This window comes from Pseudomonas sp. St290, assembly GCF_018325805.1.
GTDB classification, from domain to species: Bacteria; Pseudomonadota; Gammaproteobacteria; order Pseudomonadales; family Pseudomonadaceae; genus Aquipseudomonas; species Aquipseudomonas bijieensis.
Genome location: NZ_AP014703.1, coordinates 6,426,619 through 6,448,833, shown reverse-complemented (window position 1 = coordinate 6,448,833; position 22,215 = coordinate 6,426,619). Strand labels below are relative to the sequence as shown.

The window sequence follows — 22,215 nt, the reverse complement described above, 5'->3', positions numbered from 1 at the left end:
GGCGACATTCCCACGCAGGAGCGTGGGAACGATCGATCCGCGCCAGCCGGGCTACTGATTCTTCCATCCGGGATCTACAGGCAGCCCATCGCGACATTGGCCAAGCCGCGTGCGCGGGGGTCCATCAAGACGTAGGAGCCAATGGTGTTGCAGGCGAAGCCGAACGCCACCCCGCGTTCAGGGTCGGCAAAGCCGATGGTGCCACCGGCGCCCATGTGGCCGAACGCTTCGTTGCCCATGCCATAACTGCCGTTCGCCACATCCGGCTGGTTGAGCATGACGCCCAGGCCAAAACGGGTTGGAGTCTGGATGGTCGGGTCGTACTCGGCGCTGTGTTCGCACAGCATTTCGTTGAGCAGCGGCGACTCCAGCAGGCGCCCGTCGAGCAGGCCGGTGTAGAACGCCGCCAGGCTGCGGGCATTGCCGTGTCCGTTGGCCGCCGGCTGGGTCATGCGTTTCCAGCCGGGTTCGTTACTGCGCCCCAGCACCATCGGCGGGTTGGCAAAGGCCAGGGCGCTCATGGCGGTCGGCGCGGTGAGCACGTCGTTCAGCACCCGGCCAAAGGCCTCATCGTCGATCTCGTCTTTGGTGCGCGCCATGTAGGCGCAGCGAGCGATGGTCGCGTCGTCCAGACCGATGTGGAAATCCAGCCCGAGCGGCACTGCCACGCGTCGGTGAATGCTTTGCGCCGGCGTCAGGCCATCCACCCGACGTAGCAGCTCGCCGAGGATCCAGCCAAACAGCAAGGGCGAATAGGTCTGCTGTTCCCCCGCCGCGGCCCAGGGATGCTCCTCGGCGATCAGGTCCGTCATGGTGTTCCAGTCGTAGAGGGTTTCCGGTGCGAGGGGCGTGCGCAGCGCCGGCAGCCCGGCGCGGTGGCAAAGCACCTGGCGCAGGGTGATCGACGCTTTGCCGGCGTTGGCGAAGGCCGGCCAGTAGTGGCAGACCGGCGCGTCCAGATCCAGGCGCCCTTCACCGACCAGTTGCATGATCGCTACCGCCGTGAAGGGCTTGGTGCAGGAAAACAGATTGAGCAGCGTGTCGCGCTGCCAATGGCTGTCCGGTTCCGGCCCGGCAATGCCGGCCCACAGGTCGATAACGGTTTCGCCGTCAATCTGGATGCAAAGGGCGGCACCGCGTTCGAAAGGGCTCTGCATCAGTCGGATAAACGCCTCTTTGACCGGTTCGAAGCGGGTGTCGCATTGACCATGGATAGCAAGTGCACGCGTCATGTCAGCTCCACGCAAGGGTTGGTGTTTTTCCTTGAGTGACGCTGGTCGTGCAAACGGTTCACCGACAGGTCCGGATCCCACAGGGATCTTTTTGGTCAGCCCTGCCACTCAAGGAGCAACGATTCATGCCCCCGGAGAGTGTTCATGGCTTACGAGCGTACCCTTGATTTCAATAGCGACGCGTTTCGCGGCGAGGCCTATCGGCATTATGCGGCGCTGCGCCAGGCGGCCCCGGTGTTCCTCAGCCAGGCGCAAGGGCAGTTGCCGATGTGGTACGTCACCGGAGCCCGGGAGGTCGAGGAGGTGCTGCTGGATAACGAGCGCTTCGCCCGTGACCCGTCGCGGATCGATGCGCAGTTCGCCGCGATGCTCGGTGGCGAGCAATCGATCGCGTTCCTTAACGAACACATGCTCAACCGCGATGGCGACAGTCATCGCCGCTTGCGTCGCCTGGTCAACAAGGCCTTCACGTTGAAGGCGGTGAACGCCCTGCGGCCGCGTATCGAGCAGATCGCCGAGACGTTGCTGGAGCCCGTGCGGTCGAGCGGGCGAATGGACGTGGTGAGCCAATATGCATTCCCGTTATCGATCACCGTCATCGCCGAATTGCTTGGCGTCCCCGCGCAAGACCGTGACGATTTCCGCCGCTGGTCCCACATGATCGTCCAGCAAGTGGGCCACGACCTGAGCGAGTTGCAGCGTTGCTACAACGAATTCGCCGGCTACATGCTTGCGTTGATCGACCAGCGTCGGGCGCAGCCGGGCGACGACCTCGTTTCGGCGTTGGTGCAGGTCGAGGAAGAGGGCAGCAGGCTCAGCCAAAGTGAGCTGTGCAGCATGATCGCTTTGTTGATCATCGCCGGGCACGAAACATCGGCGTCGATGATCGGCAATGCCGTGCACATGCTCGTGCAGCACCCGAAGGCGCTGGCGCGCTTGCGTGACGACCCGGCGCTGATGCCCGGCGCGGTCGAAGAGCTTTTGCGCTATGACTCGTCGGTGGAGCGGGCGATGGTCCGCTTCGTCACCCGTGACACCGAACTGGGCGGGCAGCGTTTGTTGCGCGGGCAACTGCTGATGGCGGTGGTGGGGTCGGCCAATCGTGACGAAGCCCTGTGTGCAAATCCTGACACGCTCGACATCGCTCGCCCGGTCTGCCCACATATGTCTTTCGGCAAGGGCACTCACTACTGCCTGGGCGCCTCGCTGGCCCGGCAGGAGCTGGAAATTGCATTGAATACGCTTCTTCGGCGTTGCCCCGGGCTGCAATTGGCGGTCGATCCCGGCGCCGTGCGTTGGCGCTACGTACCCAACTTCAGGGGGCCGGAGGCGTTGCCGGTGTGTTGGTCGGTGGACTGAAGCGGTTGCTTGCCGGGAGAAGCCCTGGTGACGGTGCATGCGGTTTACTTGAGAGGGCGTATGAGTGTGTGGCGAGGGGATTTATCCCCGTTGGGCTGCGAAGCGGCCCTGAAGCCTGCCGCCGTGGCGTGCCTGGCTGGTCGCAGCCAACCTTTTTGGGGCTGCTGCGCAGCCCGGCGGGGATAAATCCCCTCGCCACAATGGACCGAATAAACCCTGAGTGAGTAACGTTGTTTGTGACCTGTGCAGAAAGTGGCACAGGCCTTTGCCGGATAGAAAAACGGCTCGTCCAACGTCCCGCCGGACGAGCCGTGGACTCACGCCAGGCTGGCCTCCTCGTTTTGCGCCGGCGCTGAAAGGGTGGTGGGTATCGTGTCGCTTGGCGTCAGGTGCAGTCCATAGAGCACAACGTCGGCACGGTTATCCGCGAACCGGGCGATCCCTGGAAAGCGTCCCCATTGCGTCGCGCCAAGCCCTTGTACGCCGCGTTTGCTGGCCTCGTTGTGCTCGATGATCCAGGCCACCAGCGTCTCGAAACCATACCGTTTGGCCAACACCACCGCGGCTTGGCCAAGGCGAATGCCGACGCCGCTGCCGATGTGGTCGTTGCGCACGTAGATCGACACTTCACCGGTCAATCGACAGGCCTGGGCACCCCAGCAAAAGCGATTGACGATCAACCAGGCGACGACTTCGCCAGCGCGTTCGAGCACGTAGATCGGATCGCCCTCCTTGACGAAACAGTCGACGAAGAACGTCATTTCCTTCAGGGAAAACGCTCTGAGTACAGGGGAACTGGTCCCCCCCAGAGCGCTTTCGTTGAAGATATCTGTCATCACCGGCAAGTCGTCGGGGGTGTAGCGGCGCACGCCGCGTGGCAGGTCGGGCCGGCTGTTCAAACGATTCTGAGTCATGGCCGGGCTTCTCCGTAGACGCTTCGCTTGAGTTGTTCACGCGCGCGAAACAACCTTGAACGCACGGTGCCAATGGGTACGCCCAGCCGTTCGGCAGCGTCGCGATAGCTGCTTTCGGTGTCCACGGCGGTCCACAGGGTATCGCGCATGTCCTTGGGCAGTGCGTCCATGGCGATCAGCGTACGGTCCAGCAACCGACGGTTGTCGCACAGTTCACTCAGATCAATGTCGTCACTGGACTCGTTGAACTCGCTTTCATCGAAAGTGCTCAGCGGCGGCTGTGCGTAGAAGCGGCGGAAATGGTTGCGGATCAGGTTCAGGGCGATACCGCACAACCAAGTGTCCTGCTTTGCCAGCCCTTTGAACTTCTGCTGGTTACGCCAGGCTTCCAGGTAGGTGAGCTGGATGATGTCGTCGGCGTCGTCTTGGTTGAGTACGCGTTTTTGCACAAACAGACGCAGTTTGCGTTCCTCGCCGAAGCAGATGCCTGGCGCACCCGTGGGTGCCGGGGAGGTTTGCGGGGGGGCCATGAGATTCAGGCTGTTCATCAATAAATCCCTCTGAGTAGGTTCCGTAGCGTCGATGCAAATGTCGACGTTTCCCCTGTCAGCAGGACCTGTGCCAAGCCAAATTTGTTAGTTATCTGTTTGATAAATAAGTGTTTTTATCTAGTGCTTTTGCTCTATTTGTGCAAGGGCATGCACAGCCGTCCCAAGCCCCACTGCATGAAATTGCACCGAGCGAACGCTTGGTCGGGAAGCTCTCTCGAACCGGTCAGAAAAGGCCATGGCCGCCGATGGAACCGAATGCCGGATCACCGCCACCCACTGAGCGTCCGAAACCATGCTCACGGCCATCATGAAAGTAGAAGCCCCGACCAATGCGCGTATTGCCGTCAATCTTGCCCAGGCCGCTTCGGCCGTCGTGGGCATGGGCAAGCCTGTCGAATCGTTCCAGGCCGTGCAGTCCAATTCGATGGAAGAGGTCGGCATGACCTTCAGCCATCACGTGGAGCGCAATACCAAGGCGCTGAGCCAGCGGCGCATTCGCAATGCTCGCAGTGAGGTGGGCCAGGTGCGGGTCGAGACGCGCGAGCAGTTGGAGGAGTGGTACGACCAACTCGGTCATCCAGGCAAGCAGAGCCTGGGGGCTATGGCCGCCCAGGCGGGTCTGTTGTTGTGTGGCGAGCCGGTGCTTGAAGAAGTGGTGCAGTCCACTGGTGGAGACCCGGCCCGTACCGACCTGATCCTGCAACAAACATTGCGCGATGCCGAGGTGCAAGGGCGTCTCGTCGAAGCCCAGCGCGCTCGCGATTACCTGCAGCTATTGCGCGAGCGTTATGGCGCGCAGATCCAGGCGGGCATGAACATCGCCGAGGCATTGCGCGCTGCGGGCGGCGATCCCGAATTGCGCCAGGCGGTACGGCGGCTCTACTACGACACCGTGGTGCTCAAGCAGTCATTGCCCACCATGATGCAAGCATTGCTTGGCCTGTTTGGCGAGGCGGCGTTCGTGCCGGGGCTGGACATGATGCGCCGGGCACTGGCTGACGACATCGCCGCGCATACGCCTTCACGCCCTACCGCGCTGTTGCGCACGTTGTTGATCGGCCTGGCGGCCTCGACGCAACTGGGCAGTGTCCTGCACAGCTGTCGCCGTTTGCTGGAGCAACTGGCCTACAGCTGTCCGGCCAGCCAGCTCACCGCCGTGTTGTTGCTCCAGCGCATGCTGGGGTTTGTCAGCAGTGGCCTGTCAGCGGCGGAAGTGCGGCGCATCGGGCGTGAGCTGGGGGGCGACCAGGAGCGCGACCAACTGGTCTCCCTGAACGGTCTGTATCCCTTGCTCAAGCGTTTGCCGCTCCCCCTCTGGCGTGATGGCAAAAGCCGACAGACCGCGTTGAAGAATCTGTTGGTGCTGCTCGATGAGCGTTCCCGTGGCGAGCCCCGAAGCCAGACCGCCGCGCCGGTGATTGGAGCGCGCTCATGATCGCCCTGTTGAACAAAGTCGCCAACGAAGCGGTGCGGCGCATCGAGGTGGTCGGGGCGTTCGTGGTGCTGGGCATTGTCTTCATGCTGATCCTGCCCTTGCCGACCGCGGTGGTCGATGCGCTGATCGCGATCAACATCTGTATCTCCTGTCTGCTGATCGTGCTCTCGCTGTACCTGCCACGGCCGCTGGCGTTTTCCTCGTTTCCGGCGGTGCTGCTGTTGACCACGTTGTTCCGGCTGGCATTGTCGGTGGCGACCACCCGATTGATCCTGCTCCAGGGCGACGCCGGCCATATCGTCCAGGCGTTCGGCAATTTCGTGGTGGGCGGCAACCTGGCGGTGGGGTTGGTGATCTTCCTCATTCTGACGGTGGTCAACTTCCTGGTGATTACCAAGGGGTCGGAGCGGGTCGCCGAAGTGGCGGCGCGTTTCACCCTGGACGCGTTGCCGGGCAAACAGATGTCCATCGACAGCGACCTGCGGGCGAACCTGATCGATGTCAGCGAAGCCCGGCGGCGGCGCGAGGAATTGAACAAGGAAAGCCAGCTGTTCGGTGCGATGGACGGGGCGATGAAGTTCGTCAAGGGCGACGCCATCGCGGGCTTGGTGATCGTCGTGATCAACCTCATCGGCGGCTTTTCGGTCGGCATGATGCAGCACGACATGGGCGCGTCCGAATCGATGCACCTGTATGCCGTGTTGACCATCGGTGATGGTCTGATCGCGCAGATTCCGGCACTGCTGATTTCCCTCACCGCGGGCATGATCATCACCCGGGTGTCGCCGGAAGGGCAGCCGGCGGGTAGCAGCGTGGGCAAGGAAATCGCCCAGCAGTTGACCGCCGAACCCAAGGCCTGGGTGATCGCGTCGGTGGGCATGCTCGGCTTTGCGGCCTTGCCCGGCATGCCGACGCTGGTGTTCATTGTCATTGCCCTGATCACCGGCACCGCAGGCATCCTCCAGTTGTACGCGCGTGCCCGGCAGGCACGCCAGGGCGACCAGCCGACGGAGGTCATCGCCCCGGCACAAAACGGTGCCGAAGACCTGCGCAGCTTCGACCCGACCCGAGCCTATCTTTTGCAGTTTTCCAAAGCCATGGAAGGCAACGCGGCGGCCGAGGACGTCATCCAGGCGATCCGCAAGAAGCGCAATGCCCTGGTGGCTGGCTTTGGCCTGACCCTGCCGCCCTTTGAGATCGAATACAGCGTGCTGCTGGAGGACGACGAGTTCCGCTTCTGCGTGCACGAGGTGCCGATGTTGCGCGCCACTTTCGGTGAACGTGTGGCCGTGGCGCGCGGGCCGCTGCCGTTCGAACCGCGCGACGTGCAGGTCGGCAGCGAGGTGCGTGACGAGCATCAGTGGCTATGGCTGACGCCTGACGATCCGCTGCTGGCGGACGAGCGAGTGGAGGCGGTGCCTGCCGGCGAATTACTGGTGGAACGGATGAGCCGCGCCATGTTTGCCACGGGCCCGCAATTCCTGGGACTCCAGGAGAGCAAGTCGATCCTCAGTTGGCTCGAAGCGGGTCAGCCCGAGCTGGTGCAGGAGCTGCAGAGAACCATGCCATTGGCCCGTTTCGCCGCCGTGCTCCAGCGCCTGGCCGGCGAAGGTGTCCCGCTGCGAGCGGTGCGTCTGATCGCCGAGTCCCTGATCGAGCATGGGCAGCACGAGCGTGACGTCGGTGCGCTGACCGACTACGCACGCATCGCCCTGAAGTCGCAGATCTATCACCAGTACCGCGACGAAGACGGCCTGCACGTGTGGCTGTTGACCCCGGAAACCGAGGGCCTGTTGCGCGACGCGCTGCGCCAGACCCAGACGGAAACCTTTTTTGCCCTGGAAAGCCTGCATACCCGCGCCTTGGTCATGCAGTTGCGCGAAGGCTTCCCGTTGCGCGCCAAGCGCGTGGCCGTGCTGCTGGTGGCGCAAGACCTGCGGGCACCGCTGCGCGATTTGTTGCGCGACGAATTCAATCACGTGCCCGTGCTCGCTTTCAGCGAGTTGCACAGCAATGCCCAGGTCACCGTGCTGGGGCGTTTTGACCTCGAGCAGGAAAAACTACAAGTGGAGGACGCGGCGTGACGGCAGGTCTTGGCGCGCCGGCAGCGCAGCCTCCACGTAACGATGCAAATCCAGGTGCGGTCGATGGCCTGGCTGTGACAGAGGACGGGCGCCGCCGGTGCCCCGTCGTACAACCGGAATGTGGGCGAGCGTCTGTCGCCCCTTGAGGAACTGGCCATGTTCGAACTGCGTGTCTTGAGTGGTCTGCACCGAGGTGCGGCGTTGCCGCTGGTGGGCGAGCAATGGGTGATCGGGGCGGCGGAGGATGCCGACCTGGCGCTTTACGATCCGGGCATCTGTGGGCGTCACGTTGGCCTGCGGCAGGTGCAGGGCCAATGGCTGCTGGAGCTGCTGGAGGGGACGGTTTGCGATGGACAAGGCCAACCTTGGGCGCCGGCCGAGCCCTTGCAGAGCAATGCCCCGTTTGCCGTGGCAGGCGTCTGGCTGTGCCTGGCCCCGGCCGATCAGCCCTGGCCCGAAGAGGCGGCGTTGGATGACGCTGCGCATCTGACGACGGCGCGGGAAACCCCGAAACCCGTCGTGCGGCCATCGTGGCCCAAGCGCCTGGCAATCGCCGCGGCGGTGATTACTGTTGCCTCCAGCGCCTGGGCCTTTACCAGCCAGCCGGCGCAGCCTGTGGCGCGCAGCCCGGCCCAGCAGCTCAAGCACAGCAAAGTGGCATTGGACAATGTCGAGGCGGTCCGCCTGGAACTCGATCGCATGTTGCAGGAGCGTGATCTGGGCGCTGGTGTGCGGGTCGAGAGCCAGGGTGACCAGTTGGTCCTGGTGGGCGAACTGCCGCGCCCACGCCTGGCGATGGTCGAGCGCTTGATCGAGCGTTTCCACGATCGTTACGAGACGCCAATCGGGATCACGGCCAGCGTGAAGGAGCGGCTGACGCAACTGCCGTTCCAGATCGCCCAGATCGTCGGTGGCAAGCGTGGCCATGTGGTTACGGCCGATGGACGTCGGCTGTTCCTGGGCGACCAGATCGATGGCCTGCGCTTGACCGCCATCGACAGCGGCAAAGTCACCTTCGAGGGTGACCAACGCTACGAGGTCACGTGGTGATGACGCAGGCGGCCATCGCGCGACTGGCGGCCTGGGAGGCCGGGCAACTGGCGCACCTGCGTCGCTTCGCGCCGGTCATGGTGCGTGGGCGGGTGCAGCGGGTCAGCGGCATCCTGTTGCAGTGCCGGTTGCCAGGGGCACAGATCGGCGACCTCTGCCGAGTCGAGCGCGACGCCCGGGAGCCGCTGCTCGCCGAGATCGTCGGCTTCGACCAGCACGATGCCTTGCTCAGCGCCCTGGGCGGCCTGGAAGGCGTCCGGGTCGGTGCGGCGGTGGAGCCGCTGGGCATGCCCCATCGGGTGTGCGTGGGGCCGCAGTTGCTGGGCCAGGTGTTGGATGGCTTCGGCCGGCCGCTGGTGGACGGCGGCGCCGGGGCGTTTGCCGGACCACACGTGCTGCAAGCTTCACAGGTGATTGGCGAGGCCCCGGCGCCCACCGCGCGGCCGCGTATCCAACGGCCCTTGATGACCGGCGTACGGGCCATCGACGGGCCGCTGACACTGGGTGAAGGCCAGCGTGTGGGGCTGTTCGCCGGCGCCGGTTGCGGCAAGACCACGCTGCTGGCGGAAATTGCCCGGAACGTTGACTGCGATGTCATCGTCTTCGGCCTGATCGGTGAGCGTGGGCGCGAACTGCGCGAGTTCCTCGACCATGAGCTGGATGATGAACTGCGTGCCCGTGCGGTCCTGGTGTGCGCCACCTCCGACCGATCGAGCATGGAACGGGCCCGTGCGGCGTTCACCGCGACAGCCTTGGCCGAGGGCTTTCGTGCCCGAGGCCAGCGCGTCCTGTTGCTCATCGATTCGCTGACCCGCTTCGCCCGGGCCCAACGTGAAATCGGCCTGGCCGCCGGCGAGCCGCTGGGGCGCGGCGGCCTGCCACCGTCGGTCTACAGCTTGCTGCCGCGCCTGGTCGAGCGCGCCGGGTTGACCAACGAGGGCGCCATCACCGCGTTCTATACGGTGCTCATCGAGCAGGACTCCATGAACGATCCAGTGGCGGATGAAGTGCGGTCGCTGCTCGACGGTCACATCGTGCTGTCGCGCAAGCTCGCCGAGCGCGGCCACTACCCGGCTATCGACGTGCTGGCCAGCCTGTCGCGAACCTTGGCCAACGTGGCCGAGGCAGAGCACCTGCGGGCGGGCATCAATCTGCGTCGATTGCTGTCGGCCTATGAGCAAATCGAACTGATGTTGCGCTTGGGCGAATACCAGGCCGGCGCCGACCCTTTGACCGACCTGGCGGTGGAGTCCCATGGAGCACTGGACGCCTTCCTGCGCCAGGACCTGCGTGAGCCGGAGCCGTTCGCGTCCACGTTCGCTCACCTGCAGCAGTTGACCGCTTATGTCCCGGGTTGATCTGGACGCCCTGGCGCCGATTCGCCGCCACCGTGAAGCGCAAGCTGAACGAGTATGGCGCCAACAGCGTGAGCTTTTGCGCGAGCGCGAAGCGGCGGTGGTCGCCGCGCGGGCGCGCATGCAGGCGACCAGCGAGCAGCAGACGGTGCAGCGCGAAGCGTTGTATGGCGAGCACTGTGGCCGGGCGCTGAGCGTGAGTGAACTCAATGCCTGGAGTACCCAGGAGCGACGTTTGATCGGCGAGCTGGCCGAGCAAGCGCAGGCATTGCAGGCACTGGACGCTGAACAGGCGCAGCAGGCACAGCACACGGCCGCCGCCCAGCAGCGGCTACAAGGGCGCCGGCGTGATCTGGAAAAGCTCAGCGCAATGATGGAGCACTTGGTGGAGATCCCCAGCGATGAATGACCGTACCGTGCGCAGTGGGCCGACACCGCACAACAACCCCCCGGCCGCTCCCGTTCGGCATTCGCCTCGGGCGTATGAGCAACCGTCCGCCCAGGTGAGCCGGGCCATCCGTCCGGCGGCGCGTGACTCTGTGTCTACAACCGGGCTCGACCCCGACGTAATGGCGGGACGCAGTGACGGTTACTGGTTTCGCCAGTGGGTCGATGCGCCACGGGGCGGTACCCAGGACGACACCGCGGGCACCGGTTCGCTGGCGGGCCTGGTCAGTTTGGAGAACAGCGAAGTGGAGGCGTTTGTCGACCAGCTCACGCCACGCTTGCGCGCCACGCTCGACCAGCAATTGGACCTGCTGCTGCACCTGCCCAATCTGGGCCGCATCAAGGTGTCCGCCCGGCGGCTGGGCGGGGCGTCCGGGTGGGACATCGGCCTGAACAGCGAAAATGAAGACGTACAGGCGCGGTTGTCGAGTCGATCCGGCCGCCTCGAAGACGCGCTGACCCAGAGCCTGGGCCAGCCGGTGAGCGTGCGCGTGGCGCGGGAAGAAGAGGCAGGCGCGATATGACCGTCCATGCACTGGCGCTACCGCTTGTGGGCATCGAGGACGCCACTGCCCGGCGGCTATTGGGGATCGGCGTCAGTTTGCCCTTCGAGGTGGCGGGTGACACGGGCCTGCTGGAACTGACGCCGGACGGCGCCGCTGGGGGAGCGCCGTGTGTGCTGGCCTGTGCCCATGGTGCTTTCACCCTGGATGAGCCCGGCGCGGTGCTCAGCCTGTTCGGGGAATGCCCGGTGGTCTTGCCCGCCGAACCCGGCCCGGACGACACGTGGTTCTGGTCGCTGTTCCAGCAAACCCTGAGCGAGCCCCTGCGCCTGGCCTTCGGCTTTCTCAAGCCAACGGCCGAGCCTGCCGTGCCCGGCATCGCCTGCCGGCTCGACGTGAGACTGGGGGCGGCGCGCGTCACGAGCCATCTGCAAATGCCCGGTTCGGTCCTGCTGGGGCTGCTTCGCGCCGCCCCTTGGCAGCGGCGTACCGCACCAGGGATCGACGGTTTTGCGCTGCATGTTCCGCTGGAACTGGGACGCCTGGCACTGGCTGCCGGGCAGTTGGCGGCGCTGCGTCCCGGTGATGTGCTGGTGCCGGAAACCGCCTTGTTCGACTCATCCGGCCAAGGGCTGATTCGCCTGGGCCGGCATTGTTTGCAGGTGCGGGTACACAGCCGTGCCGCACCGTTGCGCCTGACCTTGCTCGCTCTGGAGGAGACCGTTATGAGCACCACCGCCGACACCGACATCCTGACGCCGGACTGGGACGATACCGCCCGCTACGAACCTGAGGCCCAGGCCCCCGAGGCGGCCGATCAACCGGCGTTGGACTATGCCGCCGCTGAAACCGAGGAGGCGCCGATGATGGAACCGGCTGCTGCCGATCTGCCCGAGCGCTTCGACGACCTGCCGCTGGCGCTTACGATCCGCTGCGGTCACTTGAGCCTGACCCTGGGCGAACTGCGCAACCTGGCGCCCGGCGCGGTGCTGCAAGTGCAGGGCGTGACACCGGGAACAGCGGCGCTGTTCTATGGCGAACGGGCCCTGGCCCATGGCGAGCTGGTGGAGGTCGATGGCCGGTTGGGCCTGCAGATCGCTCGCGTGGATGTGGCTGGATGAGCTTCCAGGGGGTCGACCCCTTTCTGCTGGCGCTGTTCATCGGTGGGATCTCGTTGGTCCCCCTGCTGCTGATCATCTGCAGTGCCTTTCTCAAGATAGCCATCGTGCTGACGATCACCCGTAACGCCATCGGCGTGCAGCAAGTGCCGCCCAATATGGCGCTGTATGCCATTGCGCTGGCCGCGACGCTGTTCATCATGGCGCCGGTCGGTCACAACATCGCCGAAGAGTTGAAGGAGCGACCGTTGGATTTCAGCAGTACCGAGGCACTGCAAGGTTCTGCCCTGAACGCGATAAAACCGCTGCAGGCGTTCATGTCGCGCAATACCAACCCGGACATCCTCGCTCACCTGCTGGAAAACACCCAGCGGATGTGGCCCAAGGAACGCGCCGAGCAGGCCAGTCGCGACGACCTGATGCTACTCATCCCGGCCTTCATGCTGTCGGAGCTTGAGGCCGGCTTCCAGATGGGCTTCCTGATCTACATCCCGTTCATTGTCATCGACCTGATCGTATCCAACCTGCTGCTGGCGCTGGGCATGCAGATGGTCGCGCCCATGACCATTTCATTGCCGCTCAAGCTGCTGATTTTTGTCCTCGTGCAGGGCTGGACGCAATTGCTCGACAGCCTCTTCTATTCCTATCTTTGAGGACGTGCGATGGACGCGCTGACGTTGTTTAAGGAAGGCATGTTGCTGGTGGTCCTGCTCTCCGCGCCGCCCTTGATCGTGGCGGTGATCGTCGGCGTGTTGACCTCCCTGGTGCAGGCCTTGATGCAGATCCAGGACCAGACCTTGCCCTTCGGCATCAAGCTGGTGGCGGTCGGGCTGACCTTGCTGGTCACCGGTCGCTGGATCGGCGTGGAATTGCTGGGACTGCTGCGCCGGGCATTCGAAATGATGGCCAACACCTGATGACGGCCCAGGCTTTCGTCCCGTACTTCGACTTGCTGCTGTCGATCGCGCTCGGCATGGCGCGCATTTACCCGGTCGCTTACCTGGTCCCGGTGTTTTGCTTCCAGCACCTGCGAGGCTTGCCGCGCCATGCCGTGGTGTTTGCCCTGGGCATGTTGCCGGCGCCCGGTATTCGCCAGGCGCTGATCGACGCCCAGGTCAATTGGCTGTCCCTGGCCGGTCTGATGTTCAAGGAGCTGGTGCTGGGTTTCTTGCTCGGGGTGCTGCTGGCGATGCCGTTCTGGTTGTACGAATCGGTGGGCGCCTTGCTGGACAACCAGCGCGGCGCGCTCATCGGTGGTCAGTTGAACCCGGCGCTCGGCACCGACACCACCCCCCTGGGCCACCTGTTCAAGGAAATGACGATCCTGCTGCTGGTCGCCACCCTGGGCATTGGCACGTTGACCCAGGTGATCTGGGACAGCTACCTGGTGTGGTCGCCCACCGTCTGGTTTCCATTGCCTGGCGCGGATGGCTTCGGCGTGTTTCTCGGGCTGCTCGCCGAAATGTTCATGCACATGATGCTCTACGCGGCGCCCTTTATCGGCTTGCTGTTGCTGGTGGAGTTCAGCCTGGCGCTGCTCAGCCTGTATAGCCCGCAATTGCAGGTATTCGTCCTCGCCATGCCGGCCAAGAGCCTGATCGGCCTGGGCTTCCTGCTGTTCTACCTGCCCACCCTGTGGGACGCGATGACGGGCCGTCTTGGCCGCTATGGCGAAATCCGGCATCTGCTCCATTTGTTGTTGCAGGCGCCCTGAAGGAGGGCTTCGCCCATGAGCGAAGACAGTGGCGAAAAGACCAAGCGGGCGACGCCCAAGAAGATTCGCGACGCGCGCAACAAAGGCCAGGTCGGCCAGAGCCAGGACTTGAGTAGCCTGCTGGTGCTCGCGGCGATCACCGAAGTGGCATTGACCCAGGCCGACGACAGCATGCAGGCGTTGGAAGACCTGGTGGCGTTCCCGCTGCACCGGCTGGATGTCGACTTCGTACGGGCCTTCGAGGAAACCTTGGCTCATGCTGGTGGCGTGCTGCTCAATTTCACCTTGATGACCGTGGGGCTGGCGATCGTCACGCGCCTGGTGGCCGGTTGGATACAGTTCGGCTTCCTGTTCGCCCCCGAAGCCCTGCAGCCTGACCCGAACCGCTTGAACCCGATGAACCAGGCCAAGCAGATGTTCTCCGGCCAGGCGCTGATCAACCTGTTCATGGGATTGGTCAAGGCCGTGTTTATCGGCAGCGTGATTTATCTGGTGACCCTGCCGGCACTCGGCTCGTTGATCAGCCTGGTCAACGGCGATTTGCACAGCTATTGGCGCGGGTTGGCCAGCCTGTTTCGGCACATCATGCACGTTTGCCTGGGTGTATTGCTGGTGCTGGCGATTCTCGACTTTGGCCTGCAGAAATATTTCTTCGCCAAGCGCCTGCGCATGAGTGAGGAGGAGGTGCGCAAGGAGTTCAAGGAAATGGAAGGCGACCCGCACGTGAAAATGCATCGCCGCAGCCTGGCCCGGCAATTGGTCGACCAGCCCGTCAACAAAGAAACCAAGCCGGTGGAGGAGGCCGACATGCTGGTGGTCAACCCCACCCACTTTGCCGTGGCGCTTTTGTATCGCCCCGAGGAAACGCCGCTGCCGCAACTGATCGTCAAAGGCGTCGATGCCGAGGCTCGGGCGCTGATCGAACGGGCCAAGGCGGCGCGGGTCCCGGTCATCCAGTGCATCTGGCTGGCACGAACGATCTACCGCGAAGACGTCGGCGGTTATATCCCTCGGGAAACGCTCCAGGCGGTTGCGCACATTTATCGGGTGCTGCGCGAGCTGGATGACGAGGCCAAGGGCGAGGTGATCGAGATTCCGGAATTGAACCTGCGTTGAGGTCGATGGAACCGATGCACATGTGGTTGCCACTCAGGTAGTGAGCCAGGTTCGTCCGGCCGATACCGGCCTGCCGACAGTGCTCACCACACATCGACTCGTGGAGGATTTCCATGCCTGATCCCAGTTCCCTGACGAACCCCCTAAGGGGCACAGGTGCCCTGCACGGCGCCGACAGCTTATCGCCCTCGCGCTCGCCCTCGCTGAGCCAACGACCCCGTGAGGCGCAGCAGCGCCAGGGCAGCCAAAGCCTGCACACACGGGGACGCTCCTCCTCGACGCCCCCTGCGGTGCATCAGCGTGGCCGTACCCGCACGCGGGACGCCAACCACGCGGCGGCGCCGAATGAAGCTCAACCGCTGGATGACGCGCAAACGTCCAGCGCCACTTCGGCATCGCGCACTCCGGACTCTTTCATGAGCGAGATGGAAACCCGTCAAAAGGAGTTGATGGAAAAGCAGTTCGATATACAGATGAAGATGGAAGAGCGCCAGAGCGCCATGATGCTGATTAAAAGCTCCGCCGACATGGCCAAGCTGATGAGCGATACGGTGACCGAGGTGACCAAGGGCTTCATGGACAGCGCGAGGAAAGTCATGCAGGAGGGTGGCGAGGCGATGAAGCTTCGATAAGGTGGAGGGTGTACATCGACCCCGGGGGTGTTGTCCGATGGGGCCGATGTGCATCTGCACCAACCACCGTCTACCCCAGTCGGGTGCGGCTTGCGTTCAGCGAGGCCGGACGCGGGCCACTGGGCATTGCAGGCACCGCCAAGCGCGCACGAACCTCGCCGACCTGGGCGATGAAACCCACGATCCAATGGCAGAACCGCGCCTCGTCGAGCATCGCCAGCGGGCAATGGGCGCACAGGCGAACGCTGCCCTTATCGTCCAGCGCCAGCCAACTGCCGCCGAGCAGGTCCAATCGAAAGTTGAGCTCCAGCAAGCGCTTGTGCAGGCCGGGGGCGTGGGCAGGGACATCGATCGAGCAATGAAGGATAGCGACGTCGCCGTGATCGGGCAGCTCGATGACCACGGCTTCGCGGTTGCTCGTGTCATACAGCGCACACACGCCACCTTCCAGTTGCAAGTCCGCATGCAGGTGTTGCGCGAGGGCCGAGATCAAGCGCTGGGCAAGCGGTGCGACAGTCATGGAAACCTCCCTCAATGCAAAAAATGTCATGAACCGTTGTGGCGAGGGGATTTATCCCCGCTGGGCTGCGAAGCAGCCCTGAACCTGCCACCGTGGTGTATCAGGTTGATGTGATCAGCTCTTTGGGGCTGCTACGCAGCCCAGCGGGGATGAATCCCCTCGCCACAGGTTAAACATGTCCCCAAAGAGGGGTCATCGTGTCGTTCAATAAGTGACCGAGTAATCGTCGAGCTCCTCCAGGCCCAGCAGCGACAACTGCCTGGACTGGATTTCATCGAGCAGTTCAGTGGACAGCGGCGTCTCGGGCAGTGCCTGCCAGACCACGAGCGCTCGCTGCGGATCGAGAAACACGAACAGCTGCGCGTAGTCGGTCGGGTGGGCGAAGCGTCGTTCGAGCGCATGCTGGATCTGGTTTGTGCGTAGCGCCTGGCTTTGTATCTGTAAGGCGAGCCCGACGCTGTGAGGCTCGCGTCGCAGACAGAATTCAATGCCCGGGGCTATTTCCCAATACGTCGCGATGCCGGCGATGATGTTCTTCTGGAAGGCCTGGCGAGTGCTCACGCTGTGTACCGAAAAAGACATAGCGTTTCAGTTCTCCAATGGGACGACCGTATGGTCCAGTGGGTGTTCGGGGGAGCCAAGGCCGCCGCGCATGCCGGGCGACCACCAGATCACCAGCCGACCGTTGTCCGGTTCGGCGCGGCTGCAGGCATCGCCCTGGCAGCCTGAGCGGTTCGCGCAGCCGGCGAACACCGGCAGGCTCAGCAATAAAACGAGCAACAGTGGCGTCCGACTCATGGCAGGGTCCTCGCACTGGTTTGCAGAAGAGAAGGGCGCTCGCCGCCTGGCGTGCGCGTGGGTTGTTTCATGACCACGAACACTTCGGTTTCCTCGCCGGGCTCGAGCCACACCTTCGGCCAGGCGGAGGTGGCCAGGGCCCAGCGGCTGCCGCAGCTCGCCTCGTCGAAGCGCAACCGCTGCTGGCCGTCGTTGCGTACCACGCCCACGGCGATGCCGTAATCGGCACCTGCGAACCATTGCGCCCGTGCAGCGTCCAGCGATAGCCCGGGTTGCAGCGCGCACAAGGTGTCGGGCGAATAAGGAATCGACGCAGCCTGCTTGAACGTGGCCGGAATGTTGCCGTCGGCGAGTTGGGCGAGCACATCGCTGACTTCGATACGGCCGATGGGACGGGTGCCGTTGCGACGCTCTTCCAGGCGGGCCATGGCGCTGTCGACCTGTTCGCGATCAAGGGCGGAGATATAGCGGGCCGGGTCGACCTGGTCGCCGATCAGGCGCGGTGTCAGGATGAAGACCCGTTCGCGGCGGCTGGTCTCGCGGGTGGTCGAGGAAAACAGCAGCGGCCCGATCAGCGGGATGCGACCCAGCCATGGCACCCGTTCGAGGTTGTCGCCGGTCTCTTCGGTATGAAATCCGCCGACCACCAGCGACCGGCTTTCCCCCATGACAGCCTGGGTGCTGACCACGCCCCGACGTACGCTGGGCGTCTGCTGGCCGACCTCCGAGGGTTCGATGCGGCCGTCTTCGATGTCCAGGGACATCTGGATCTGATTGCGCCCCCCGGTCTCGATGGCATGGGGCACGACCTGCAAGCTGGTGCCCGCCGTGATCGGCTCGACGGTGGCTACGCGCTCGCCGATGGCGGAGATGTACTCGGTGCGGCTGAAGTCGATGACCGCCGGCTGGTTCTCCAGGGTCAGAACCGATGGGTTCGCCACCACCGAGGCCAGGCCACGGCCCTCCAGGGCACGCAGTTGCGCGGAAAAATCGCCGTAGTCCTGAATGAACACCGTCGAGCTGGCGCCGGGGCGAATCATCGAGGCTCCACCGATCAGATCGCCGCTCTCGACGTTCCAGTTCGAGGCCAGCTCGGCCAGTTGCGTGCGGTCGATGTCGAGGATGATCGCGTCGATCTCCACCAGCTTGCGCGGTACATCCACATCGCGAATCAACGGCGTGTAGATTTCCCGCCGCTTGGGCGCGTCGTAGATGAGCACCGCGTTGTTGCGCACGTCGGCCTCGACGCGGATCTTGCCCCGGCCGCCTCCACCGCCGCTCGCGCCAGACGGTACGCGGTTGGTGTTCGGGCGCCCCATGCCGTTCAATGCCAATTGTTCGATGTTGCCCATGGTCGCCGATTGCTGGGCCTGCATGTTCTGGAACGACGCTTGGGGCGAGGCCGTCTGCATGCCGCCCGACACGGCGCTGCGGCTTTCCAGCAAACCTTTCAGGATGCTGGCGACTCCGGGAATGACCAGTGTCTCGCCGCGGTACTTGACGTTGCGGTCGGCGGCGGTGGCATAGCGCAATGGGAAGCTGATCACTTCCTGTTTTTCCTCGGGGGTCTTGCGTGCTTCGGCAAACTGCGTCACCAGGCGTACATAGCGTTCCGGGCCGGATACCAGGACCACGCCTTCGTCGGGCAATTCACCCCAGCCGAAACGCGAATCCAGCAGGCCGATGTCGGTCAAGGCTTGCTTCATGTCCGGTACGGCGTCAGCGGACACTTCCAGGCGCGTGGAGTCCTGGTTCTGCAAGGGGCTGACGTACAACGTGTTGCCGTACATGAACCACTGGAAGCGATTTTCCAGGCCGAGCCTGTCGAGGAACGCCTGGGGACTTTCAGCGCGCATCCGCCCGTCGACGGTGCCTTTCACCGTGCCATCGATCACCAGTTGCACCGCGAAGGTGTTGGCGAAATCGCCGAGTACCTTGGCCAGCGGTGTGCTCTGGGCGTCGTAGGCGTAAGGCGTGTTCTTCCAGTCGGTCGGTATGGCCGCCTGTGCCGGCAGGCCCGCGCCCAGCGCACCGATCAATGCCAGTGCGACCAGCGAAGGTTTCGCCCAGCGGCGTGGGATCGACTGGCCAAGGTGTACCCTGCCTGCGGTCATCAAGCGGTACGGCGTAAGCCACCTGTTAGGCATGGCGGTTTCCTGTTCCGAGCAAGTGAGAGTGCGAGAGGCGTCGCGCTACAGGCGCCGCAGCGGCACGTTGGTCTTTATTGAGAATGGATTGCCAGGTATCGCGCTGGTTGAGCAGTGCTTCGAGTGCCTCGATGAGGTCGTCGATGTGCCCGTCCGGCGCCAGTTGCGTCAGCAGCCATAAACGCCCGTCCTGCGGCGAACGGGCCAGCGCGCCGGGAAATCGCGAGAGGCTTGGGTGCGCCAGCCGAAGCAGGTCTTCCAGAACCACCTCATGGGTCATCGGGACGGTCAGCTCGACCGATACCAGCAAGGCCTCGTCGAGCTTGCTGAAGGTCGCCTCGCCATCGTCGATGACAAGGCCGAAGTGCTCCGGGCCATCGACGCTGGCGCTCCAGCGGGTGAGCTGTGTTCGCAGCTCATGGCATTGCATCGATGATCGCCTTGGCGAGGTTGTGATGGGCAGTGGTCTGTTGAGTCGCTGCGTTCACCGCGACGGACATGCCGTTCATGCTGGTCAGGAATGAATGCATGTCGTCGAGCGACTGCGTTTCTGCCGCGTTCATCGCAGCGTTGTTGACGTTGTCGGTCGCGCGTTGGAAGTAGGTGTCGAGGCGGCGCTGGACGGCATCGGCGGAAGACATGGGCGGTTCCTCTGGGTTAGGCATGTTCACGATGTGAGTGGTGGTCATGCCATTGGCGGTTCCGCGCATATGAGGAAAAAAACCTGGGGAAGTGTGGTTTGCTTGTGATGATGGTGGGTCAGTTGGCGTTGGGGGTGACTGTGCTGGGTCAGCTTGCGGTGATGTTGGATGTGCCGCCGTCTCGCGAGCAGGCTCGCTCCCACAGTTTTTCCGGGGTGTTCACAGACATTGCAGCCAGCACAAATCCCCTGTGGGAGCGAGCTTGCTCGCGATAGCGTTGGGTCAGCTTGCGGTGATGTTGGATGTGCCGCCGTCTCGCGAGCAGGCTCGCTCCCACAGTTTTTCCGGGGTGTTCACAGACATCGCAGCCAGCACAAATCCCCTGTGGGAGCGAGCCTGCTCGCGATAGCGTTGGGTCAGCTTGCGGTGATGTTGGATGTGCCGCCGTCTCGCGAGCAGGCTCGCTCCCACAGTTTTTCCGGGGGGTTCACAGACATCGCAGCCAGCACAAATCCCCTGTGGGAGCGAGCCTGCTCGCGATAGCGGAGGGTCAGTTTGCAGGGATGTGTGGTGGATCAGGCAGGCGCAAGGCTTTGACAGCGGAGGGCCAGTCGAGCAGGAATGTGCCGCCTGGCGTTTCCAGCTTCAGTTGATGTCGTTCCATGTCGGCATCCGCCACCGGTGTCCAGGGGCGCTTGCCATCGGTGCCCAGGCTCTGCGTCAGGCTCGCCAGGTCTTCGGGATGGCAGCGGAGGGTGGCGCTGACCGGGTCGTCCTGGCGCGACGCCAGTTGGCGGACGAGCGCATCGATGCGTGCCTGCTCCGGGACCTCGTTCAACAGCGTCCCCAGGGCTTCGTTGACCAGGTGTGCGGCGCTTGTCTCGATCCGCTCCCACATGGCTTGGCGCTGGGCTTCCCAGGCGGCGAGCAAGGTCTCGGCCTTTTCCCAGAATCGAGCTTGAGCCTCAAGCACGGACGCGTCCGCCTCTGTGCTGGCGCGTTCAAGCCATTGCGCAACCTGGGCCTGGGCCTGTTCGAGGACGACCTGCGCGCGGGCACAATCCACCAGGGTTTCGCGGGCGATATAGGGCTGCGACAGGCTTTGGCCATCGGGGCGCAGTTCAAGCGAACGCCGAGCGAGCATCGTGTTTCTCCGTTTGGATAGGGGCCGGGGCTGCCAGGCTTTGCTCAGCCTTCCAGCAGGCGGACTGCCAAAGCGTGTTCAGCTTGGCGGCTGGCGGTTGAGGGGCGCTCACCGATTCGATGGTGATGATTCTGTCGCGTGGGAACGCCAGGCGCGCACGTTCCCAGACCCGTTCACCCAGCCAGGCGCGCAGCAGTGCGAGCGGATCCTGGCCTTGTTCGAGCCAGTGTCCCGGCCGCAGGGCTTTGGCGGTGCGCTCGCACCAGGCCCGGTCTTGCGTGGAAAGTGCCGGCGTTGCCGTTAACGGTGCGCAAGTGCTCGCCACCAATTCGCAGGCAAGGAACAAGGTCCGCGGTGTACCGCAGAACAGTGATTGCAGCGCCGGACTGGGTTGGGGTGGCATGCAGGGGGTCATGCCGAAGCTACGTGCAAGCGCGGCATGGTGCCCCCGGGCGAGGGCGTCGATTTGCGGTGCGGTCAGCAGGCAAAGCGTCGATGAATACCAGTCCCGGTCTGCTTCGCGCCAAGCCTGGCTCCACCAGCGAACCCATTCAATTTCCGCCGTCATGCGGCGGTACCGTTACTGCCGGGCTTGGCCCCCGGGGGTTTCACGGCAAACAGCCCAGGTGTCGCACTGCCTTGAGGTGCGGCGGGCGCTCCGGTTGGCTTGGCGAGCTTGTGCTCGAGAAACCGTGGCAGCACCAACACGCCTTGGCGCCATAGTCGATAGAGGCCATAGAGGGCGCCCATCAGGATGGCGAGCAAGGCGATGCTTGCCGCCACGGTCACCGTTCGCCAGTAACCGATGTCATCGGCCTGCATGAGAAAGGGGCCGAAGTACGCCATCTTGCGCTGTTCCTGATAGGGTGCGGCGGGCACGAATACCACCGATAACTTGGTCGGGTTCTGAGTGGCGTCGGCCATGCCGGGAATCCCGCTGGCGACCAGGTTACGCACACGCGGGGTAATGCTGTCGGGGTCCAGGGCACTGGTGTGCTTGATGAAGACCGAGGCCGATGCGGGCTGGACCGGCTCACCCGGGGCCACCCGTTCCGGCAGGACCACATGGACCCGGGCGAGCACCACGCCATCTATTTGTGAAAGCGTCGATTCGAGCTCCTGGGACAGCGCGTAGATGTAGCGGGCACGCTCTTCCATCGGCGTGGAAATGACCCCCTCCTTGCGGAAGATCTCCCCCAGGCTGGAGCGGGACCGACGCGGCAGGCCGGCGGCTTCGAGGACTTGGACGGCGCTGTTCATGTCGGCAGGCTCGACCAGTACGGTCAGTCCGTCTTTATCGACTTGCTTGCTCGCCTCCACGTTCTTGTTCGCCAACTCGGCGATCACTTCGTTGGCATCCTGTTCGGAAAGATGGCTGTGCAGCGCCGTCCGTTCGTCACAACCGGTGAGCAGCAGACACAGCAACAGTGTTGAGAACGCGCGCATGGACATGAC

Annotated in this window: 25 protein-coding genes; 13 read left to right on the top strand and 12 right to left on the bottom strand. The window is 63.9% G+C overall.

Annotated elements, in window-relative coordinates:
• Positions 1-74 precede the first annotated feature (74 nt).
• The gene (locus tag PBDP_RS28375; protein WP_116833696.1) at positions 75-1,232 is read right to left on the bottom strand and encodes a serine hydrolase domain-containing protein; all 1,158 of its coding nucleotides are present in this window, start codon (positions 1,230-1,232) and stop codon (positions 75-77) included.
• A 144-nt stretch (positions 1,233-1,376) separates the two neighbouring features.
• Between PBDP_RS28375 and PBDP_RS28370 the strand changes: the two genes are divergently transcribed.
• Complete coding sequence (locus PBDP_RS28370) at positions 1,377-2,591, top strand: cytochrome P450 family protein (RefSeq protein WP_109752508.1); 1,215 nt, start codon at positions 1,377-1,379, stop codon at positions 2,589-2,591.
• A 317-nt stretch (positions 2,592-2,908) separates the two neighbouring features.
• On the opposite strand, the gene PBDP_RS28365 is transcribed toward PBDP_RS28370, so the two are convergent.
• Both PBDP_RS28365 and PBDP_RS28360 read right to left on the bottom strand, forming a co-directional pair.
• A complete protein-coding gene (locus PBDP_RS28365; protein ID WP_109752505.1) occupies positions 2,909-3,505 on the bottom strand; it encodes a GNAT family N-acetyltransferase in 597 nt (198 codons plus the stop codon).
• Positions 3,502-4,053, bottom strand: a complete 552-nt coding sequence (locus PBDP_RS28360; protein ID WP_109752503.1) for an RNA polymerase sigma factor — start codon at positions 4,051-4,053, stop codon at positions 3,502-3,504. Before PBDP_RS28360 ends, PBDP_RS28365 begins: the two co-directional genes overlap by 4 nt.
• Before the next feature lie 295 nt (positions 4,054-4,348).
• Here PBDP_RS28360 and PBDP_RS28355 point away from each other — a divergent pair, with 295 nt between their 5' ends.
• The 12 genes from PBDP_RS28355 (at position 4,349) to PBDP_RS28300 (ending at position 15,510) form a co-directional block, all read left to right on the top strand.
• Entirely contained in the window at positions 4,349-5,491 is a 1,143-nt protein-coding gene (locus PBDP_RS28355) for a TyeA family type III secretion system gatekeeper subunit (protein ID WP_178082467.1), read from the top strand.
• Positions 5,488-7,575, top strand: a complete 2,088-nt coding sequence (gene sctV / locus PBDP_RS28350; protein WP_109752501.1) for a type III secretion system export apparatus subunit SctV — start codon at positions 5,488-5,490, stop codon at positions 7,573-7,575. The genes PBDP_RS28355 and sctV overlap by 4 nt, the downstream gene beginning before the upstream one ends.
• Before the next feature lie 156 nt (positions 7,576-7,731).
• Positions 7,732-8,625, top strand: coding sequence for an FHA domain-containing protein (locus PBDP_RS28345; RefSeq protein ID WP_163856249.1), 894 nt, complete (start codon positions 7,732-7,734; stop codon positions 8,623-8,625).
• Entirely contained in the window at positions 8,625-9,983 is a 1,359-nt protein-coding gene (locus tag PBDP_RS28340; protein ID WP_109752498.1) for a FliI/YscN family ATPase, read from the top strand. The genes PBDP_RS28345 and PBDP_RS28340 overlap by 1 nt, the downstream gene beginning before the upstream one ends.
• The gene (gene sctO, locus PBDP_RS28335) at positions 9,970-10,389 is read left to right on the top strand and encodes a type III secretion system stalk subunit SctO (protein ID WP_109752496.1); all 420 of its coding nucleotides are present in this window, start codon (positions 9,970-9,972) and stop codon (positions 10,387-10,389) included. Before PBDP_RS28340 ends, sctO begins: the two co-directional genes overlap by 14 nt.
• Entirely contained in the window at positions 10,382-10,951 is a 570-nt protein-coding gene (locus PBDP_RS28330; RefSeq protein WP_212801592.1) for a type III secretion protein, read from the top strand. Before sctO ends, PBDP_RS28330 begins: the two co-directional genes overlap by 8 nt.
• Positions 10,948-12,051: a type III secretion system cytoplasmic ring protein SctQ gene (sctQ, locus tag PBDP_RS28325; protein ID WP_212801591.1), complete on the top strand. Its 1,104-nt coding sequence runs from the start codon at positions 10,948-10,950 to the stop codon at positions 12,049-12,051. The genes PBDP_RS28330 and sctQ overlap by 4 nt, the downstream gene beginning before the upstream one ends.
• Positions 12,048-12,701: a type III secretion system export apparatus subunit SctR gene (gene sctR / locus PBDP_RS28320; protein WP_116833691.1), complete on the top strand. Its 654-nt coding sequence runs from the start codon at positions 12,048-12,050 to the stop codon at positions 12,699-12,701. The genes sctQ and sctR overlap by 4 nt, the downstream gene beginning before the upstream one ends.
• 9 nt (positions 12,702-12,710) lie before the next feature.
• Positions 12,711-12,965, top strand: a complete 255-nt coding sequence (sctS, locus tag PBDP_RS28315; protein ID WP_003206603.1) for a type III secretion system export apparatus subunit SctS — start codon at positions 12,711-12,713, stop codon at positions 12,963-12,965.
• Positions 12,965-13,762: a type III secretion system export apparatus subunit SctT gene (sctT, locus tag PBDP_RS28310; protein WP_109752489.1), complete on the top strand. Its 798-nt coding sequence runs from the start codon at positions 12,965-12,967 to the stop codon at positions 13,760-13,762. The genes sctS and sctT overlap by 1 nt, the downstream gene beginning before the upstream one ends.
• A gap of 15 nt (positions 13,763-13,777) precedes the next feature.
• The gene (gene sctU, locus PBDP_RS28305) at positions 13,778-14,878 is read left to right on the top strand and encodes a type III secretion system export apparatus subunit SctU (protein ID WP_116833690.1); all 1,101 of its coding nucleotides are present in this window, start codon (positions 13,778-13,780) and stop codon (positions 14,876-14,878) included.
• Between the two features lie 113 nt (positions 14,879-14,991).
• A complete protein-coding gene (locus PBDP_RS28300; RefSeq protein WP_176688952.1) occupies positions 14,992-15,510 on the top strand; it encodes a type III effector in 519 nt (172 codons plus the stop codon).
• A gap of 70 nt (positions 15,511-15,580) precedes the next feature.
• Here the strand turns inward: PBDP_RS28300 and PBDP_RS28295 are convergent, their stop codons facing one another.
• The 9 genes from PBDP_RS28295 to sctJ form a co-directional block, all read right to left on the bottom strand.
• Positions 15,581-16,030, bottom strand: a complete 450-nt coding sequence (locus PBDP_RS28295; RefSeq protein ID WP_109752485.1) for a type III secretion system chaperone — start codon at positions 16,028-16,030, stop codon at positions 15,581-15,583.
• 204 nt (positions 16,031-16,234) lie between these two features.
• On the bottom strand, positions 16,235-16,612 hold the full coding sequence (locus tag PBDP_RS28290) for a hypothetical protein (RefSeq protein WP_212801590.1): 378 nt from the start codon (positions 16,610-16,612) through the stop codon (positions 16,235-16,237).
• Positions 16,613-16,618: 6 nt separating this feature from the next.
• Positions 16,619-16,828 (bottom strand): HrpT family type III secretion system protein, encoded by a 210-nt coding sequence (gene hrpT, locus PBDP_RS28285; RefSeq protein WP_024619913.1) that lies wholly within the window; start codon positions 16,826-16,828, stop codon positions 16,619-16,621.
• The gene (sctC, locus tag PBDP_RS28280; RefSeq protein WP_109752481.1) at positions 16,825-18,975 is read right to left on the bottom strand and encodes a type III secretion system outer membrane ring subunit SctC; all 2,151 of its coding nucleotides are present in this window, start codon (positions 18,973-18,975) and stop codon (positions 16,825-16,827) included. Before sctC ends, hrpT begins: the two co-directional genes overlap by 4 nt.
• Positions 18,968-19,405 (bottom strand): type III secretion system chaperone, encoded by a 438-nt coding sequence (locus PBDP_RS28275; protein ID WP_109752480.1) that lies wholly within the window; start codon positions 19,403-19,405, stop codon positions 18,968-18,970. The genes sctC and PBDP_RS28275 overlap by 8 nt, the downstream gene beginning before the upstream one ends.
• Positions 19,392-19,616, bottom strand: a complete 225-nt coding sequence (locus PBDP_RS28270) for a type III secretion protein (protein ID WP_109752478.1) — start codon at positions 19,614-19,616, stop codon at positions 19,392-19,394. Before PBDP_RS28270 ends, PBDP_RS28275 begins: the two co-directional genes overlap by 14 nt.
• Positions 19,617-20,166: 550 nt before the next feature.
• Positions 20,167-20,760: a type III secretion system stator protein SctL gene (gene sctL / locus PBDP_RS28265; RefSeq protein WP_134926259.1), complete on the bottom strand. Its 594-nt coding sequence runs from the start codon at positions 20,758-20,760 to the stop codon at positions 20,167-20,169.
• Entirely contained in the window at positions 20,738-21,328 is a 591-nt protein-coding gene (locus PBDP_RS28260; protein ID WP_163856264.1) for a type III secretion protein, read from the bottom strand. The genes sctL and PBDP_RS28260 overlap by 23 nt, the downstream gene beginning before the upstream one ends.
• The gene (gene sctJ / locus PBDP_RS28255) at positions 21,325-22,212 is read right to left on the bottom strand and encodes a type III secretion system inner membrane ring lipoprotein SctJ (RefSeq protein WP_212801589.1); all 888 of its coding nucleotides are present in this window, start codon (positions 22,210-22,212) and stop codon (positions 21,325-21,327) included. Before sctJ ends, PBDP_RS28260 begins: the two co-directional genes overlap by 4 nt.
• Positions 22,213-22,215 lie beyond the last annotated feature (3 nt).